This window comes from Bradyrhizobium sp. AUGA SZCCT0182, assembly GCF_018130185.1.
Taxonomy (GTDB): Bacteria; Pseudomonadota; Alphaproteobacteria; order Rhizobiales; family Xanthobacteraceae; genus Bradyrhizobium.
The window spans coordinates 76391-93339 of sequence record NZ_JAFCLY010000011.1 but is presented as its reverse complement, the minus strand read 5'-3'; the positions used below and the strand labels follow the sequence as shown (position 1 = coordinate 93339).

Sequence of the window (16949 nt, the reverse complement as noted above, 5' to 3'; positions counted from 1 at the left end):
TCTTTCGTGAAATGGAAATGCCGGCCGATCGGGCCGGCATTTGCTTCAATGCTTAGCTGGGAGAATTAGATGAAACTGTATGGTCGTCGCTCTATGGCGGGTGGTTGCCTGGCCATCCTTGCCGGGCTGGTCGCGCTTGCCGCGCCGGCGCACGCGCAAAACTACCCGACGCGCAGCATCACCATGATCGTGCCGTTTGCGGCGGGCGGTCCGACCGACGTGATCGCGCGCATCGTCACCGGCCATATGGCGCAAACGCTCGGACAGGCCATCATCATCGAGAACGTGGTCGGCGCCGGCGGTACCACCGCCACGACCCGCGCGTCGAAGGCCGCCAATGACGGCTATACGCTGATCACCGGGCATATGGGCACGCATGCGGCCTCGGTGCCGCTCTATCCCAAACTCGCCTATCATCCCGAAAAGGATTTCGAGCCGGTCGGGCTGCTCGCCGGCACGCCGATCCTGATCCTGGCGCGCAAGGATCTCGCGCCCAAGGACCTCAAGGAATTCATCACCTACGTCAAGGCGAACGAAACCAAGGTCAACGCGGCGCATGCCGGCGTCGGGTCGGTTTCGAACGTGTCGTGCGAGTTGCTGAACTCGGTGCTGGGGGTCAAGCCGGTCGGCGTGCCCTTCAACGGCACCGGACCTGCGATGAACGCGCTGGTGGCCGGACAAGTCGATTACATGTGCGACCAGATCGTCAACGCCGTGCCGCAGATCAATGGCGGCACCATCAAGGCCTATGCGATTGCGACCGCCGAGCGCAATCCGTCGCTGCCCGATGTTCCGACCACCACGGAAGCCGGCCTGCCGGCCTTCCAGGCCCAGGCGTGGAATGCGATTTTCGCGCCCAAGGGAACGCCGGCGCCGATCATCGCCAAGCTGAACGAGGCGATCGTCAAGGCACTCGACGACGAGAACGTCAAGAAGCGCCTGCTCGAACTCGGCAGCGTGATCCCGGGCCCCAAGGATCGCACGCCGGAAGCGCTGGCCGCTCTGGTGAAGAGCGAGATAGCGAAGTGGACGCCGGTCCTTAAGCCGGCAGGTTAATCAATCTGATCAGGTAGATAGGTGAGGGGCGGGACGCAGGTTCCGCCCCTCGTCGTTTTTCGTAGCGTTTTCAAGCGAAGTGGATACCGGTTCGCGTGAAGAAAACGCGTCAAAAACAAGAGGCTTTGGCCCGGAAACATCACTTTTCCGGGTATAATCGGGGCGTAGCCGAATCGGTGCTGTCGATTGCCGCGTCCGGCCGCTAAATTCGCCTTCCCGAAAGGCTTGCGAAACCGACGCCAAGAAGGCTCCTTGATCAAGAAGACTCCATGAATCAGTACCACGACCTGCTCGAACGGATCCTTGCTGACGGCACGGAGAAGCACGACCGCACCGGCACCGGCACGCTGTCGATCTTCGGTCACCAGATGCGCTTCAGCTTAAGCGCCGGGTTTCCGATGCTGACCACCAAGCGGCTGCCGCTGAAGGCGATCGTGCACGAATTGCTGTGGTTTCTGGCCGGCGACACCAACATCAAATATCTCAAGGACAACGGCGTTTCGATCTGGGACGAATGGGCCGACGCCAATGGCGATCTCGGCCCTGTCTATGGCTCGCAATGGCGATCCTGGCCGGCGCCTGACGGCCGCCGCATCGACCAGATTTCCAATCTCATCGACATGATCAGGCGCAACCCGGATTCGCGGCGCCTGATCGTGAGCGCGTGGAATCCGGCCGACGTCGACAAGATGGCGCTGCCGCCCTGTCACTGCCTGTTCCAGTTCTATGTCGCCAATGGCAAGCTGTCGTGCCAGCTCTATCAGCGCTCCGCCGACGTGTTCCTCGGCGTGCCCTTCAACATCGCGTCCTACGCGTTGCTGACAATGATGGTGGCGCAGGTGACGGGATTGAAGGCGGGCGATTTCGTGCACTCGCTCGGCGACGCGCATCTCTATTCCAACCATCTCGAACAGGCGCGGCTGCAACTGACGCGGCCGACGCGGCCGCTGCCGGTCATGAAGATCAATCCGGAGGTCAAGGACATCTTCGCTTTCCGTTACGAGGACTTCGTGCTCGAAGGCTACGATCCGCACCCGCATATCAAGGCTGCGGTGGCTGTATGAGATGCCGTGTGAGCGATTGAATGGCTCTTGCGATCCGCCGCGCACGTCCCGATGAAGCCGGGCTTGTCTTGTCCCTGGTTCGCGAACTCGCCGAGTACGAAAAGCTGCTTCACGAGGTCGAGGCCACCGAAGCTGACATCGACGCCGCGCTGTTCGGCAGCCATCCGCGGCTGTTTTGCGAGATTGCGGAGTGGGAGGGCGTGCCGGCCGGCTTCGCGGTCTGGTTCGTCAATTTCTCAACGTTCAGCGGCCGGTCCGGTATCTATCTTGAGGATCTGTTCGTCCGGCCGGCGCAGCGCGGCAAAGGCATCGGTAAGGCGCTGCTGGCGCAGCTTGCGAAACAATGTGTGGCCAACGGCTGGTCGCGCTTGCAATGGTCGGTGCTGGACTGGAATACGCCGTCGATCGACTTTTACAAATCGCTGGGCGCGGTCCTGATGGACGAGTGGACGGTGTGCCGGGTAAGCGGTCCGGCGTTGACGGCGCTGGCGCAAGGGACGCGTTGATGGAAATTGTTCTCATTGTCGCGGTCGCCGAAAACGGCGTGATCGGCGCTGGCGGCGCCATCCCGTGGCGGCTGAAATCCGACATGCAGCGGTTGAAGGCGATGACGATGGGAAAGCCGATCGTGATGGGCCGCAAGACCTTCGAGTCGATTCCGCGCCGGCCGCTGCCCGGGCGGACCAATATCGTGGTGACGCGCGATGCCACCTATCGTGCCGCCGGCGCCGTGGTCACGACTTCCTTCGCGGACGCCAGGGCAATTGCCACCGGCGACGCGCTGCGACGTTTCGCCACTGAGATCGCGATCATCGGCGGCGCGGAAATCTATGCGCAATGGATCGATCGTGCCGATCGGCTGGAAATCACCGAGGTGCATGCCCGGCCCGACGGCGATACGCGTTTCGCCGCAATTGCGGCTTCGGACTGGGTAGAGGTCGCGCGCGTGCGGAATCCGGCCGGACCCGACGACAGCGCCGACTTCTCCTATGTGACATTTCGTCGGCGCGGCACGCGTCAATTGTCGCATTAACCTCGCTAGCCAATGTTTGCATTGACAATTTTGGCCCCAATCATAGCTGCTTAAGACCATAAGCTTGCGTTGTAAGGGCCCGGGCGGTCCCCTATAAAGCCGGTCGGACATGCGAGGCCGGGCATTTTGCCCAATCAGGCGGACCCGGGCCCGCGGAGGAGACTTTTATATGCCGTGGAAGAATCAAGGCGGGGGCCCGTGGGGCTCGGGTCCGAAGGGACCGTGGGGCAACGGACCTCAATCGGTTGGGCCGCGCCCGCCCGATCTTGAGGACCTTCTGCGTCGCGGCCAGGACAAGCTGCAGAATCTTCTGCCCGGCGGCCATTTCAGCGGCATGGGCATCGCGCTGGTTCTGATCGGCGCGCTGGCGATCTGGTTCCTGTCAGGCTTCTTCCGCGTTCAGTCGGAAGAGCTCGGCGTGATCCTGCGCTTCGGCAAGCACATCAAAACCGTGCAGCCCGGCCTGAACTACCATCTGCCGTATCCGATCGAGACCGTGCTGCTGCCGAAGGCGCTGCGCGTTTCCACCATCTCGATCGGCATGACGCTGATCAGCGATCCGAGCGGGCGCGGCCGCACCATGCGCGACGTGCCGGAAGAAAGCCTGATGCTGACCGGCGACGAGAACATCGTCGACGTCGATTTCACGGTGCTGTGGCGGATCAAGCCCGACGGCGTCGGCAATTTCCTCTTCAACATCCAGAACCCTGAAGGCACCGTGAAGGCGGTCGCCGAAAGCGCGATGCGCGAAGTGATCGGCCGTTCCAACATCCAGCCGATCCTGACCGGCGCCCGCACCACCACGGAAGCCGGCGTGCAGGAGCTGATGCAGAAGACGCTCGACAATTATGGGTCGGGCGTCCAGATCACGCAGGTGCAGATGCAGAAGGTCGATCCGCCCGCGCAGGTGATCGACGCGTTCCGTGACGTTCAGGCCGCACGCGCCGACCTCGAGCGTCTGCAGAACGAAGCGCAGACCTACGCCAACCGCGTCGTTCCCGACGCACGCGGCCGCGCCGCGCAGATCCTGCAGGTCGCCGAAGGTTACAAGGAACAGGCGGTCGCCGAGGCCAAGGGCCAGAGCGCGCGCTTCCTCAAGGTCTATGACGAATACAACAAGGCGAAAGACGTGACGCGGCAGCGGATTTATCTGGAGACGATGGAACGTATCCTCGCCAATGCCGAGAAGCTCGTCTATGACGGCGGTTCGAATGCACAGAACATGGTGCCGTATCTGCCGCTCAACGAGTTGTCGCCGCGGCGTGCACCGGCGCCGCCCGCCACCGGTCAGCAGCAGCAGCAGCAGGGAGGCAACCGATGAGGTCTCCCGTCACAGGCATTGTCCTCCTGATCACGCTGTTCGTCGTCGTCATCTTCGGCTACAGCTCCGTCTTCACCGTGGACCAGACCCAGCAAGTGCTGGTGGTGCGGCTCGGTGAGCCCATCCGCGTCGTCACCGAACCGGGCCTGAACTTCAAGGCGCCGTTCATCGACACCGTCATCACGATCGACAAGCGCATTCTCGATCTGGAAAATCCGTCGCAGGAAGTGATCGCCTCGGATCAGAAGCGGCTGGTGGTCGACGCCTTCGCCCGCTACCGCATCAAGAACGCGCTGCGCTTCTATCAGAGCATCGGTTCGATCCAGGCGGCCAACATCCAGCTCACGACGCTGTTGAACGCGTCGCTGCGCCGCGTGCTGGGCGAGGTCTCCTTCATCACGGTGGTGCGCGACGAGCGCGAAGCCCTGATGCTGCGTATTCGCGAACAACTCGACAAGGAGGCCGACGGTTACGGCATCCAGGTCGTCGACGTGCGAATCCGCCGCGCCGATCTGCCGGAGCAGAACAGCCAGGCGGTCTATCAGCGCATGCAGACCGAGCGGGCGCGTGAAGCCGCTGAGTTCCGCGCCCAAGGCGGACAGAAGGCGCAGGAGATCAGGTCGAAGGCCGATCGTGAGGCGACCGTCATCATCGCGGAAGCCAATTCGACGTCCGAACAGACGCGCGGTGCCGGCGATGCCGAGCGCAACCGCCTGTTCGCCGAGGCCTATGGCAAGGATCCCGACTTCTTTGCGTTCTATCGCTCGATGTCGGCCTATGAAACCGGGCTTCGCAGCAACGACACCCGCTTCCTGCTGCGGCCGGATTCGGAGTTCTTCCGCTTCTTCGCCAATTCGGCCGGTCACCCGCCGGCCGCCGCCGCGCCAGCCGCGCCGAAGCAATAGCTCTCGGCCGGCCACACCATATCAGGCGAAGCGGACCCCGCTTCGCCTGCGATAAAAGCAAGAACTGCGTTCAGCGGGAGGTTGCCATCCGATGAGGTCCATAGCGTTTGCCGACTTCCTCATCGGCCTGGGAATCCTGTTTGTGCTGGAAGGCCTGATGTTCGCGGCGAGCCCGGCCTGGATGCGCCGGGCGATGAAGAGCGCGATGACGACGCCGGACAACATTCTGCGCGCGGTGGGCATCGGGTCGGCGGTCGTGGGCCTGCTCCTGATCTGGCTGGTTCGCCGCTAGCGCGCCAGCCGAGCCGACCTTGGCAAATCGCCTGCGAAATCAACGAAATCGTGAGCCGCCGATGGCCGGTTTTTCGCCGAAATGCCCGGTTCAAATGCTTGCGCCTCAGACCCGTTCGGGCGCACTGTGGACCCCAAATCGACCCGTTGGAGAGAAGCTGACATGACCGGAGCCAGACCCGCTTTGAGCCGTCGCCTGCGCATGATGGGGGCTGCGATTTCACTCGGCGCTGTCGGCGCTCTGGCTTCAGCGCCGGCTTTCGCGCGGGGCCCGGACGGCATCGCCGACATCGCCGAAAAGGTGATCGACGCCGTCGTCAATATCTCGACCTCGCAGAACGTCGAGGCCAAGGGTGGTGGCGGCGACCGGCAGGCCACGCCGCAATTGCCGCCGGGTTCGCCGTTCGAGGAATTCTTCGACGACTTCTTCAAGAACCGGCGCGGCGGCGCTCCCAAGGGGGGCGAGCGAAGCGAGATGCAGCCGCGCAAGACCAATTCGCTCGGCTCCGGTTTCATCATCGATACCGCTGGCGTCGTTGTCACCAATAATCACGTCATCGCCGATGCCGACGAGATCAACATCATCATGAACGACGGCACCAAGATCAAGGCCGAACTGGTCGGTGTCGATAAGAAGACCGATATCGCGGTGTTGAAATTCAAGCCGGTGAAGCCGCTGGTCGCGGTCAAGTTCGGCGAGTCCGACAAGCTGCGTCTCGGCGAATGGGTGATTGCGATCGGCAATCCCTTCAGCCTCGGCGGCTCGGTGACGGCCGGCATCGTCTCGGCGCGCAACCGCGATATCAGCCAGGGGCCCTACGACAGCTACATCCAGACCGACGCCTCCATCAACCGCGGCAATTCCGGCGGTCCGCTGTTCAACCTCGAGGGTGAAGTGGTCGGCGTCAACACGCTGATCATCTCGCCGACCGGCGGTTCGATCGGCCTCGGCTTTGCGGTGCCTTCGAAGACCGTGATCGGCGTAGTCAATCAGCTCCGGGAGTTCGGCGAGCTGCGCCGCGGCTGGCTCGGCGTCCGCATCCAGCAGGTCACCGACGAGATCGCCGAAAGCCTCAACATCAAGCCGGCGCGCGGCGCGCTTGTCGCCGGCATCGACGACAAGGGTCCGGCCAAGCCCGCCGGGATCGAGCCCGGCGACGTCGTGGTCAAGTTCGACGGCAAGGACGTCAAGGATCCGAAGGACCTGTCGCGCGTGGTCGCCGACACTGCGGTCGGCAAGGAAGTCGAAGTCGTCGTCATCCGCAAGGGCGCGGAGGAAACCAAGAAGGTGACGCTCGGCCGGCTTGAGGATAACGAGAAGGTGCAGCAGGCCGCCGCCAAGTCGAAGGACGAGCCCGCCGCCGAGAAGCCGGTGACGCAAAAGGTGCTCGGTCTCGATCTGGCCGCCCTGAGCAAGGATCTGCGCGGAAAATACAAGATCAAGGACAGCGTCAAGGGCGTGGTCATCACCGGCGTCGACAATGCCTCCGATGCCGCCGAGAAGCGGCTGTCCGCCGGCGACGTCATCGTCGAGGTGGCGCAGGAGGCGGTGACGAACACCGCCGACGTCAAGAAGCGGGTCGATCAGATCAAGAAGGACGGGCGCAAGTCGGTCCTGCTGATGGTTGCCAACGGCGAAGGCGAGTTGCGCTTCGTGCCGCTGCTCGTGCAGTGATATGTCGTCCCGGCCTAGTGCGCAATTGCGCACGGGGGCCGGGACCCATACACTGCGGCCGTGCTTATTGAGGCAGTGGCTGATACCTTCCAGGCAACCGCCACCGGTGGTTATGGGTCCCGGCCCCCGTGCGCAATTGCGCACTAGGCCGGGACGACGCCGAAATCCCACCTCCACAAATTCATCTCGACGATACCGCCGCGCATGCGCGCCTGATCGTAACCCAATCCAGCACGACCCGACCTCGTGACCGGGGTGCGCAAGCACCCCTGCGTCACGTCGCGCCTGCCCGCGTCCAATGTCGATTAATTGCTTCCTTGGACGGGGGCCATAACCGACGATCGGCATCTCGGAAAACAGCGGGATCACCTCAACGGTCCCAACAGGCTGGCCGGGAGGTCCAAAGGGAGGACGCGGGGCTTGCGGGTGGGACCGGTCAGGGGCCGGCGCCATCATTGTCACCAAGCATGCCGTCAGAGCCCCTGGCGGCCCATGGAGATCACTCATGCCGCGCGCCAGATCCATCCCCGCCGCCGCGTTTGCGGCATGTGCCGTGCTCTGCTGGTCGATCGTCGGGCCCACGATGGCGGCGGCGCAGGATCTTGTGAAAGCGCGGCTGGCGCAGAATCTCGGTCCGATATCGGGCCTCGTCATCGTCGCCAAGGCGAAGGGAATGTTCGAAAAGCAGGGGCTCGACATTACCGTCGCCAACTTCACCTCGGGCAAGCAATGCCTGGATACCGTGCTCGGCGGCGGCGCCGATTTTGCGACCACGGCCGAAGCGCCCGTGACCGCGGCGGCGATGGCAAACCAGCCGATCGCGTTCGTCGCCGGCATGGAATACTCCGATCTCAAGACCATGACGGCGGCAAAGGCCGGGATCAGGACCAAGGCCGATCTGCGCGGCAAGAAGATCGGCTTCACAGCGGGCACCGGCAGCGAAGTCTACACCGCGACGCTGCTGAAGGCCGCGGGCCTGACGCCGGGCGACGTGACGCTGGTCAACCTGCGGCCGCAGGAAATGCTGCCGGCGATGGCGGCCGGCAGCATCGACGCGTTCGATACCTGGGAGCCGCATATCGCCAACGCCAGGAAGGCGCTTGGCGAGAACGCGGTGCTGCTCGACACCAAGGGTCTGTATTCCGAGACCTTCAACATCGTGGTGACGCGGCCCTATCTCGACGCCAACGGCCCGCTGGTGCAAAAATTCTTGCGGGCCTTGCTGGACGCCGAGGCCTGGCTGAAGGCGAACCCGGACGAGGCGATCGCGACCATCGCCGATATCGTCGGCATGAAGCGCGACGAACTCGCTGCGATCTGGCAGGACTACGTCTACCGCGTCCGTATCGACGATCAGTTGCTTGGCATTCTCAAGCTGCATGCGGCGTGGCGGCTGGAGAGCGGCAACCACCCGCCGGGAGCGACGATGCCTGACTTCGCCAAGGTGCTGGCGCTCGAGCCGCTGCGCGGCATCGATGCCAGCCGCGTCACCGTCTCGGTCAAATAGCAGATGAAGCGGCTCAATATCCTGGTCGGCGCGCTTTCGATCCCGCTCTTTGTCGTGGCATGGGAAGTGATCGCACGGTCGGGGATCGTCAACGCCGTACTGTTTCCGCCGCCGTCGGTCGTCGCGGTCGCCGTGCTCGAATGGGTGCGAAGCGGGCAGTTCTTCCTCGATCTCGGGGCGAGCCTCTATCGCGTCGTGACCGGGTTCGTGGTGGGGGCGGCGCTGGGCATAGCGCTCGGCGTTCTCACCGGGCAGTTCGCGCTGGTATCAAGCCTGCTGTCGCCGCTGTTTCATATCCTGCGGCCGATACCGCCGATCGCTTTCGTTCCGATCGTGATCCTCTGGTTCGGCCTGTCTGAAACCGGAAAGCTGTTCCTGGTGGTCTGGGGCGTCTTCTTCACGGTGTGGCTGTCCACGCATATCGGCGTGCAGAAGGTCGATCGCGGCCTGATCCGGGCGGCGCAGATGCTCGGAACGCCGCGGCGCCAGATGCTGCAGGAGATCGTGCTGCTCGGCGCCTTGCCCTACATCGTGGTCGGGCTTCGAACCGCGATCAGCATTTCATTCTACACGCTGGTGGCGGCCGAACTGGCGGGCGCCTTTGCCGGCATCGTCTACCGGATCGAGATAGCGCAGCAGAATCTGCAGACCGGCCAGGTGATGGGCGGATTGGCCGCGCTTGGATTGATGTCCTTTGTCGCCGACCGCCTGTTCGCGGCGGTCGCGGAACGCACGGTGTGGTGGCGATGAAGCAGATGGTACATCGGTCCGACGCCGCGTTGACGCTTGCGCATTCGCAGCCATCCCTTGCAGGAGAACGCGCGGCGGCCCGCACCATCATCAGCGTCGCCGATCTCAGCATCGTGTTCGACACGCCGCAGGGGCAGGTGATTGCCGTCGATCGGGTGACGTTCAGCGTGGCTCATGGCGAGTTCGTCTGCATCGTGGGACCATCCGGATGCGGCAAGTCGACGGTGCTCAACACCATCGCAGGCCTGGAGACGCCGTACAGCGGCGCGGTGATGGTGGACGGCAGGCCGATGCAGCGCCCGCGCCCCGACGTCGGCATGGTGTTCCAGCAGCCGCATCTGTTTCCCTGGAAATCCGTCCGCAAGAACATCGCCCATGGTCCGCGCATGCTGGGCAAGTCGCGGAGCGAGGCCCGGGCGATTGCTGACGGCCTGATCGAGATGATCGGTCTCAACCGTTTCGCCGACGCCTATCCGCACACGCTCTCCGGCGGCATGCAGCAACGCGTTGCGATTGCACGCGCGCTTGCCAACCAGCCGCGCGTGCTTTTGATGGACGAGCCGTTCGGGGCGCTCGACGCCCAGACCCGCAGCGTGATGCAGGACAGCCTGCTCGAATTGCGCGAGCGCATCGATGCCACGGTCGTGTTCGTCACCCACGACATCGACGAGGCCATTCTGCTGGCGGACCGGGTCCTGATCATGAGCGCGGGCCCCGGACGCATCCTGCGCGATCTCGGCGTCGATCTGCCGCGGCCGCGTTCCAACGCCATCATGCTCGATCCCGCCTACCTTGCGCTGAAGAAGGATTGTCTCGACCTGATCCGGTCCGAAGGCCGTCGCGCCTTCGATCAGTCGAGCGCCGGCTAGAGCGTTTTCAAAGCGAAGTGGATACCGGTTCGCGCTAAAGAAAACGCGTCAAATCAAAAATCCTGAGCCCCGTTCCGATTCCATCGGAACGGAAAAGGCTCTTACGGCGCCAAAATGCGCCTTGTTGGCACGAGTCTTGAATTGATTAGCTCAATTCAAGGAGGCGACCATGACAGCAGCACAAGCGAGAGCCGCGGCCGGAATCATGCTGGCGGAATCGGACAGCCTCGTCCGCCCGTTGCCGGGTCTGCTGGACGAACTGTGCGAGGCGGATCGGCAGCGCCTGCGCGGTATAGGCCGCGACAAGCCTCTCGAAACCGGCCAGTTCGTCTGGCAGCAGGGCGATGGTCAGACCGGAATCTACTTGATCCGATCCGGCCGCATTCGCAGCTACTACGTCGCGCCGTCAGGGCGCGAGGTGACGCTGGCCTACTGGTTTCCGGGCAATTTCGTCGGCGGCCCGGATTTGTTCGGCACCGGACCGCATATGTGGACATCGGTGGCAGTTGAAGCGAGCGAGCTGACATTTCTGCCGGGACCGGCGCTGAAGAAAGTCGCGCTGGAGTCCGCCCCACTGGCGGTGGCGCTGCTGGATGCGCTTGCGTTCAAGGCGCGGTGCTATTCGGCGATGGCGCAGATGCTGGGGACGCGCTCGGTCACCGAGCGGCTGCATCGCCTGCTGATCTTCCTGTCGCGGATACATGGCATCCGGAGCGGCCGCGAAACCACCATTGCGGTGCCGTTTACGCATGGCGACCTCGCCAACCTGATCGGCTCAACCCGGCAATGGGTCACCGTCCAGCTCGCGCGCATGCAGCAGCGCGGCATCATCCGGTATCACCGGGGGCTGATCTCGATCCTGAACATGCCGGCGCTGGATCTTGAAGTGGTCTAGCGCGGGATGAGATGAGGTTGGGCCGTGACGATGGACCATCTTTCTCGCACCCGGGACACAATCGTGGCGTGCTTGCGAGCCGAGGCACATTCCCTACTGTGCATGGGGTTGTTTTCGCGATTTTGTGTCGAGCCGCCGCGCCAGCGCGATCAGCGCCCGGTCGGACCAGGCCGGCGCCAGCAGCGTCACCCCCATGGGGATGCCGTTCGGCAACACGCCGTTCGGGATCGCTACCGCGCAGAGATCCAGCAGATTGGCGAAGTAAGAGTAGTGGCCAAGGCGGTTGTTCAGCGTGATCGGATCGCTGTGCATCTCGTCCAGCAGGAACGGTCGCGGCGCCGTGGGCACCACCAGCGCATCGACACCGGCGAGAAGGCCTTGTGATTGCCGGCGCAGCCGCAACAACCGGTGCATCGCGGTGAAGGCGTCGATCGCCGAATAGCTGGTGGCCGTCCGAAGCACGGTTTTTGTAACATCGAGCAGGCGATCGGTATCGACCTCCATCAGCGCTGATATCGAGGCGCGTCTTTCCGCGACCCAGGGTCCGGCGAACATCATCGCGCCGGCCTCGGCGAACGGCGCAAAGTCGATCTCGACCGCGGTGCCGCCGAGGGTGGAAAACCTGTTGCAGGCCTGCTCATAGAGCGCGCCGCATTCGGGCATGCCGAAGAATTCGAGATCCTTGGCCATGAGGCGGCCGAACCTGAACTTGCCGCTGGCGCGGGCGCTGACGGAGGCGGGCGCGAGCCGGCTGTACGGATCCTCGGGATCGAAGCCTTCCATGACGTCCAGGATCGCGGCGCCGTCCTGTACCGAATTGCAGAAGATCGAGACGCAATCCAGCGTCGGGCAATTCGGCACCAGGCCACGCGACGAAACCAGCCCGACCGTCGGTTTGATGCCGACGACGTCGTTGAACCCGGCGGGAATGCGGCCCGAACCGCCGGTATCGGTGCCAAGCGCGAACGTGACGTGGCCGGCGGCGACCGCGACCGCCGAGCCCGAACTGGAGCCGCCCGAGACATAGCGCGGGTCTGCGACGGCAGCGCATGATCCGTAGGGCGAGCGCGCGCCGGAGAGGCCGGTGGCGAGTTGATCGAGATTGGTCTTGCCGATGCAGATCGCGCCGGCCGCGATCAAGCGTTCGACGCTTTCGGCTGATCGTGCCGGCATGTAGCTGAACGCCGGAACGGCGGCCGTCGTCGGCATGCCCGCAACGTCGATATTGTCTTTGACGCCGAACAGGACACCGAGCAGGGGGAGGGTTTCGCCGGAATCGGCGCGTGCCATCAGCGTGCGGCAATGATCCCGCGCCTCCGCGATCGGGCGGACATGGATCCAGCAGTTCCGGTCACGCTCGGTCTCGATCCGCCGATAGGCCGTCTCGATGGCCTGCAGCGGGTCGCTCCCGGCAGGGGAGGACGTTGCGAATCGTAGATTGATTTGGTTCACCTGAAAGAACTCCACCCGCGCTGCTCTCTGCAAAACTGGGCGAGCGGGTCGTCACGAACAAGCAATTAAATGCTTCGTGTTCAGGTGCGGCGGTGATTCACGCCGTCACAAATTCATCGCGCCGATAGCCCTGCGCATAGAGCAATGCGGTGAGATCGCCGTGGTCGATCCGGGCGGCGGCGGCCGCCGCCACGGCTGGCTTGGCGTGATAGGCGACGCCGAGGCCGGCGGCCTCGATCATGCCGAGATCGTTGGCGCCGTCGCCGGTCACCAGCGTGTCGATGTCGTCGAGGTCAAAGGACTCGGTGAGTTCGACCAGCGTCGCGAGTTTGGTGGCGCGGCCGAGGATCGGCTCGGTGACTTCGCCCGTGAGCTTGCCGCCCGACACCTTCAACTCGTTGGCGCGGTTTTCCTGGAACCCGATCATCGCGGCGACCGCGTTGGTGAACAGCGTAAAACCACCCGAGATCAGGCAAGTGTAGGCGCCGTTGGCGCGCATGGTCATGACCAGTTCGCGGCCGCCCGGCGTCGCCGTGATACGCTTTTTCAGCACTTCATCGACCACGCCGACCGGCATGTCCTTCAGCAGCGCGACGCGCTCGCGCAGCGCCGGCTCGAACTCGATTTCGCCGCGCATCGCGCGTTCGGTGATGGCGGCGACGTGCGCCTTCAGTCCGGCAAAATCGGCCAGTTCGTCGATGCATTCCTGGCCGATCATGGTGGAATCCATGTCGGCGAGAAAAAGCTTCTTGCGCCGGAAGGCGGCAGGCTGCACCACAATGTCGATCGGCAGGTCGCCCCGCGCCTGGCGCAGGCGGGCCTCGATCGCCTTGATATCCTCGCTGCCGGTGAAGGGGATATCGACCGCAACTTCGTCGAACAGCCATTGGGCCGTGCCGGGCGAGGGCAGGACGGCCAGCGCGCCGTCGACGATGGTAGAGTCGAGCGCGGGGTTGACGGGATTGCAGATGAGCGTGGCGACGAGGGACATGCAGGGGAATTCGCGTTTGGGGAATAAGGCCGTGCTTATCGCAGGGCCGACCGCCAGCGGCAAGTCGGCGCTGGCCCTTGAGCTGGCGCAAAAGACCGGCGGCGTCGTCATCAATACGGATTCCATGCAGGTCTATCGCGATCTCCGCATCATCACGGCCCGCCCGACGCCCGCCGAAGAGGCGCAGGCACCGCATTGGCTCTATGGCCATGTCGATGCCGCCGTGAATTTTTCCGCCGGCGCGTGGGTCGCGGACGCCGCCAAAATGCTGTCGGAAGCACAAGCCGCAAAACGCCTGCCAATCTTCGTCGGCGGTTCCGGCCTCTATTTCAAGGCGCTGACGCGCGGCCTGTCGGCGGTGCCGCCGATCCCGGCCGAAGTGCGTGACAGCGTGCGCGCGCGGCTGGAGCGCGATGGCGTCGAAGCGTTGCATGCGGAGCTCGCAAAGCGCGACCCGGCAACGGCGGAACGCCTGAAGCCGCGCGACCGCGCCCGCATCGCACGGGCGCTCGAAGTGGTCGAGGCCACCGGCCGCGCGCTGACCGACTGGCACCGTGAAGGCCTGCCGCCGCTGCTGCCGCAAGGCGAGTTTCACGCGCTATTTCTGGCACCCGAGCGCGACCAGCTCTATGCCCGGATCGATGCGCGGTTCGATGCGATGCTGGCAGCAGGCGCATTGGAGGAGGTGGCCGCACTGGTCGCCCGACACCTCGCCCCTCTGCTGCCGGCGATGAAGGCCCATGGCGTGCCGGCGCTGATCCGGCATTTGAAGGGCGAGATCAGCCAAGCGGAGGCCGCCGAGATCGGCCGCGCCGACACCCGCCACTACGCCAAGAGGCAGTTCACCTGGTTCCGGCACCAATTGCCGGAGTTTGAGTGGGTGGCGCCGGAGGCGGCGCGGGGGTGGGTGGCCACCGTCATTCCGGGGCGCGAAGCGAACCCGGAATCTCGAGATTCCCCGGGGGCGCAATAGCGCCCCTGAGGTCTGGTCCTTCGGACCATCCTGGAATGACGGGGACGTCGTAGGGCCCCGCGCATGGCAGGGAACAGCAAATTCGCACTCGCCGAACGGCCGGAACCCCGTTACACTGCCTTAATCGGGCTGAAAGCGTCCTTCCCTTGACTTCCGGGGTCCGATCGCTATAACGCGCGTAATCTTCGGGAAGTATGGACCGTCCTATGCGCAATATTATTACCAAGCTCCTTATCGTAGTCGTACCCTGGCGCACCGCCCGGGATGGCTGAGGCCATCCAATTGCAGGCGGTGTGCATAGGGCCTCTGGGGCCCTTTTTTATTTCCCAAATCCAAACCGACGAAGCCGCGCAGACACAGCGCATCCGGAGCAAGCCAAGGAAAACGTCATGACCGACAAGAGCCACGATCCGAACCAGATGACCGGTGCCGCGATGATCGTGCGCGCGCTCATCGATCATGGCGTCCAGCATTTGTTCGGCTATCCCGGCGGTGCGGTGCTTCCGATCTATGACGAGATCTTCCAGCAGAGCGAGGTCGAGCACATCCTGGTGCGGCACGAGCAGGGCGCCGGCCACGCCGCCGAAGGCTATGCGCGCTCGACCGGCAAGCCGGGCGTCGTGCTGGTGACTTCCGGCCCCGGCGCCACCAACATGGTGACGCCGCTGACGGACGCGCTGATGGATTCGATTCCGCTGGTCTGCATCACCGGGCAGGTGCCGACGCATTTGATCGGCAATGACGCGTTCCAGGAATGCGACACCGTCGGCATCACGCGACCCTGCACCAAGCACAATTGGCTGGTGCGCGACGTCAACGATCTCGCGAAAGTGTTGCACGAGGCGTTTTACGTCGCCACGACCGGCCGTCCCGGACCCGTCGTGGTCGACGTGCCAAAGGACGTGCAGTTCGCGACCGGCACCTATCATCCGCCGCGCAAGTCCGACGTGCATGTTTCCTACACGCCGCGGGTCAAGGGCGACGCGTCGCAGATCCGCAAAGCCGTGGCGCTGCTCGCCGGCGCAAAGCGCCCGGTGATCTACAGTGGCGGCGGCGTCATCAATTCCGGACGCGAAGCCTCGAAACTGCTGCGCGAACTGGTCGAAGTCACCGGCTTTCCGATCACTTCGACCCTGATGGGCCTCGGCGCCTATCCCGCGACCGGCAAGAACTGGCTCGGCATGCTCGGCATGCACGGCACGTATGAGTCCAACATGGCGATGCATGATTGCGACGTCATGCTGTGCGTCGGCGCGCGCTTCGACGACCGCATCACCGGCCGCACCGACGCGTTCTCGCCGGGCTCGAAGAAGATCCACATCGACATCGATCCGTCCTCGATCAACAAGAACATCCACGTCGACGTACCGATCATCGGCGACTGCGGCAACGTGCTCGGCGATCTGTTGCAGGTGTTCAAGGCGGAAGCGAAAAAGCCGGACATCAAGGCGTGGTGGCAGGAGATCGCCGTATGGCGGGCGCGCAATTCGCTCGCCTACCGGAAGAACAGCGAAGTCATCCTGCCGCAATACGCCATCGAGCGCCTGTTCGAGGCGACGCGCGGGCACGACACCTACATCACGACCGAAGTCGGTCAGCACCAGATGTGGGCAGCGCAGTTCTTCGGCTTCGAGGAGCCGCACCGCTGGATGACCTCGGGCGGGCTCGGCACCATGGGCTACGGGCTGCCGGCCGCGCTCGGCGTCCAGGTCGCGCACCGGGACAGCCTCGTGATCGATATCGCGGGCGACGCCTCGGTGCAGATGACGATGCAGGAGATGTCGACGGCGGTACAGTTTGAACTGCCGATCAAGATCTTCATCCTGAACAACCAGTATATGGGCATGGTGCGGCAGTGGCAGCAGCTGCTGCACGGCAACCGGCTGTCGCATTCCTATTCGGAGGCGCTGCCGGATTTCGTCAAGCTGGCGGACGCGTTCGGCTGTGTCGGCCTGCAGGCGATCAAGCCCGGCGATCTCGACGGCGCGCTCAAGGAAATGATCTCGATCAAGCGCCCGGTGCTGTTCGATTGCCGCGTCGCGGCGCTGGAAAATTGCTTCCCGATGATTCCGTCCGGCAAGGCGCACAATGAAATGCTGTTGCCGGCGGAAGCGACCGACGAGGCGACCGCGGCGGCCTTTGCCGGCGGCAAGGCGCTGGTGTGAGG

At 64.1% G+C, this 16949-nt stretch carries 16 protein-coding genes; 14 read left to right on the top strand and 2 right to left on the bottom strand.

Going from position 1 to position 16949, the window contains the following annotated elements:
- Nucleotides 1-69: 69 nt before the first annotated feature.
- The 12 genes from JQ611_RS14465 (at nucleotide 70) to JQ611_RS14410 (ending at nucleotide 11366) form a co-directional block, all read left to right on the top strand.
- Entirely contained in the window at nucleotides 70-1056 is a 987-nt protein-coding gene (locus tag JQ611_RS14465; RefSeq protein ID WP_409363315.1) for a tripartite tricarboxylate transporter substrate binding protein BugD, read from the top strand.
- A gap of 269 nt (nucleotides 1057-1325) precedes the next feature.
- Entirely contained in the window at nucleotides 1326-2120 is a 795-nt protein-coding gene (locus JQ611_RS14460; protein WP_212389933.1) for a thymidylate synthase, read from the top strand.
- Nucleotides 2121-2140: 20 nt separating this feature from the next.
- A complete protein-coding gene (locus tag JQ611_RS14455) occupies nucleotides 2141-2626 on the top strand; it encodes a GNAT family N-acetyltransferase (protein ID WP_212389932.1) in 486 nt (161 codons plus the stop codon).
- A complete protein-coding gene (locus tag JQ611_RS14450) occupies nucleotides 2626-3153 on the top strand; it encodes a dihydrofolate reductase (RefSeq protein ID WP_212266458.1) in 528 nt (175 codons plus the stop codon). The genes JQ611_RS14455 and JQ611_RS14450 overlap by 1 nt, the downstream gene beginning before the upstream one ends.
- 169 nt (nucleotides 3154-3322) lie before the next feature.
- On the top strand, nucleotides 3323-4474 hold the full coding sequence (gene hflK / locus JQ611_RS14445) for an FtsH protease activity modulator HflK (protein ID WP_212411044.1): 1152 nt from the start codon (nucleotides 3323-3325) through the stop codon (nucleotides 4472-4474).
- Nucleotides 4471-5379, top strand: a complete 909-nt coding sequence (gene hflC, locus JQ611_RS14440; RefSeq protein WP_212389929.1) for a protease modulator HflC — start codon at nucleotides 4471-4473, stop codon at nucleotides 5377-5379. Before hflK ends, hflC begins: the two co-directional genes overlap by 4 nt.
- A 91-nt stretch (nucleotides 5380-5470) precedes the next feature.
- Nucleotides 5471-5671, top strand: coding sequence for a DUF2065 domain-containing protein (locus tag JQ611_RS14435; RefSeq protein ID WP_192737988.1), 201 nt, complete (start codon nucleotides 5471-5473; stop codon nucleotides 5669-5671).
- Between the two features lie 162 nt (nucleotides 5672-5833).
- A complete protein-coding gene (locus JQ611_RS14430; RefSeq protein ID WP_212465809.1) occupies nucleotides 5834-7345 on the top strand; it encodes a Do family serine endopeptidase in 1512 nt (503 codons plus the stop codon).
- A gap of 505 nt (nucleotides 7346-7850) precedes the next feature.
- Entirely contained in the window at nucleotides 7851-8852 is a 1002-nt protein-coding gene (locus tag JQ611_RS14425) for an NrtA/SsuA/CpmA family ABC transporter substrate-binding protein (RefSeq protein ID WP_212465808.1), read from the top strand.
- Nucleotides 8853-8855: 3 nt separating this feature from the next.
- On the top strand, nucleotides 8856-9602 hold the full coding sequence (locus JQ611_RS14420; RefSeq protein ID WP_212389927.1) for an ABC transporter permease: 747 nt from the start codon (nucleotides 8856-8858) through the stop codon (nucleotides 9600-9602).
- Nucleotides 9599-10471 carry an ABC transporter ATP-binding protein gene (locus JQ611_RS14415; RefSeq protein ID WP_249133162.1) on the top strand — a complete coding sequence of 291 codons (873 nt, stop codon included), beginning with the start codon at nucleotides 9599-9601 and terminating at the stop codon, nucleotides 10469-10471. Before JQ611_RS14420 ends, JQ611_RS14415 begins: the two co-directional genes overlap by 4 nt.
- 169 nt (nucleotides 10472-10640) lie before the next feature.
- Entirely contained in the window at nucleotides 10641-11366 is a 726-nt protein-coding gene (locus tag JQ611_RS14410; RefSeq protein WP_212465807.1) for a Crp/Fnr family transcriptional regulator, read from the top strand.
- Nucleotides 11367-11459: 93 nt separating this feature from the next.
- Here the strand turns inward: JQ611_RS14410 and atzF are convergent, their stop codons facing one another.
- Both atzF and serB read right to left on the bottom strand, forming a co-directional pair.
- A complete protein-coding gene (gene atzF / locus JQ611_RS14405; RefSeq protein ID WP_212465806.1) occupies nucleotides 11460-12818 on the bottom strand; it encodes an allophanate hydrolase in 1359 nt (452 codons plus the stop codon).
- Between the two features lie 97 nt (nucleotides 12819-12915).
- Nucleotides 12916-13809 carry a phosphoserine phosphatase SerB gene (serB, locus tag JQ611_RS14400; RefSeq protein WP_212266474.1) on the bottom strand — a complete coding sequence of 298 codons (894 nt, stop codon included), beginning with the start codon at nucleotides 13807-13809 and terminating at the stop codon, nucleotides 12916-12918.
- On the opposite strand from serB, the gene miaA reads away from it, so the two are divergent.
- Both miaA and JQ611_RS14390 read left to right on the top strand, forming a co-directional pair.
- Nucleotides 13808-14782: a tRNA (adenosine(37)-N6)-dimethylallyltransferase MiaA gene (miaA, locus tag JQ611_RS14395; protein WP_212465846.1), complete on the top strand. Its 975-nt coding sequence runs from the start codon at nucleotides 13808-13810 to the stop codon at nucleotides 14780-14782. The two genes, serB and miaA, sit on opposite strands and share 2 nt — an antisense overlap.
- A 389-nt stretch (nucleotides 14783-15171) precedes the next feature.
- Nucleotides 15172-16947, top strand: coding sequence for an acetolactate synthase 3 large subunit (locus JQ611_RS14390; RefSeq protein WP_212266476.1), 1776 nt, complete (start codon nucleotides 15172-15174; stop codon nucleotides 16945-16947).
- Nucleotides 16948-16949: the final 2 nt, after the last annotated feature.

Coding starts and splice junctions, on each gene's coding strand:
- JQ611_RS14450 (WP_212266458.1), top strand. CDS start 2,626: ATGGAAATTGTTCTCATTGTCGCGGTCGCCGAAAACGGCGTGATCGGC.
- JQ611_RS14465 (WP_409363315.1), top strand. CDS start 70: ATGAAACTGTATGGTCGTCGCTCTATGGCGGGTGGTTGCCTGGCCATC.
- JQ611_RS14420 (WP_212389927.1), top strand. CDS start 8,856: ATGAAGCGGCTCAATATCCTGGTCGGCGCGCTTTCGATCCCGCTCTTT.
- hflC (WP_212389929.1), top strand. CDS start 4,471: ATGAGGTCTCCCGTCACAGGCATTGTCCTCCTGATCACGCTGTTCGTC.
- JQ611_RS14425 (WP_212465808.1), top strand. CDS start 7,851: ATGCCGCGCGCCAGATCCATCCCCGCCGCCGCGTTTGCGGCATGTGCC.
- serB (WP_212266474.1), bottom strand. CDS start 13,809: ATGTCCCTCGTCGCCACGCTCATCTGCAATCCCGTCAACCCCGCGCTC.
- hflK (WP_212411044.1), top strand. CDS start 3,323: ATGCCGTGGAAGAATCAAGGCGGGGGCCCGTGGGGCTCGGGTCCGAAG.
- JQ611_RS14435 (WP_192737988.1), top strand. CDS start 5,471: ATGAGGTCCATAGCGTTTGCCGACTTCCTCATCGGCCTGGGAATCCTG.
- JQ611_RS14460 (WP_212389933.1), top strand. CDS start 1,326: ATGAATCAGTACCACGACCTGCTCGAACGGATCCTTGCTGACGGCACG.
- JQ611_RS14390 (WP_212266476.1), top strand. CDS start 15,172: ATGACCGACAAGAGCCACGATCCGAACCAGATGACCGGTGCCGCGATG.
- JQ611_RS14410 (WP_212465807.1), top strand. CDS start 10,641: ATGACAGCAGCACAAGCGAGAGCCGCGGCCGGAATCATGCTGGCGGAA.
- JQ611_RS14455 (WP_212389932.1), top strand. CDS start 2,141: ATGGCTCTTGCGATCCGCCGCGCACGTCCCGATGAAGCCGGGCTTGTC.
- JQ611_RS14430 (WP_212465809.1), top strand. CDS start 5,834: ATGACCGGAGCCAGACCCGCTTTGAGCCGTCGCCTGCGCATGATGGGG.
- JQ611_RS14415 (WP_249133162.1), top strand. CDS start 9,599: ATGAAGCAGATGGTACATCGGTCCGACGCCGCGTTGACGCTTGCGCAT.
- miaA (WP_212465846.1), top strand. CDS start 13,808: ATGCAGGGGAATTCGCGTTTGGGGAATAAGGCCGTGCTTATCGCAGGG.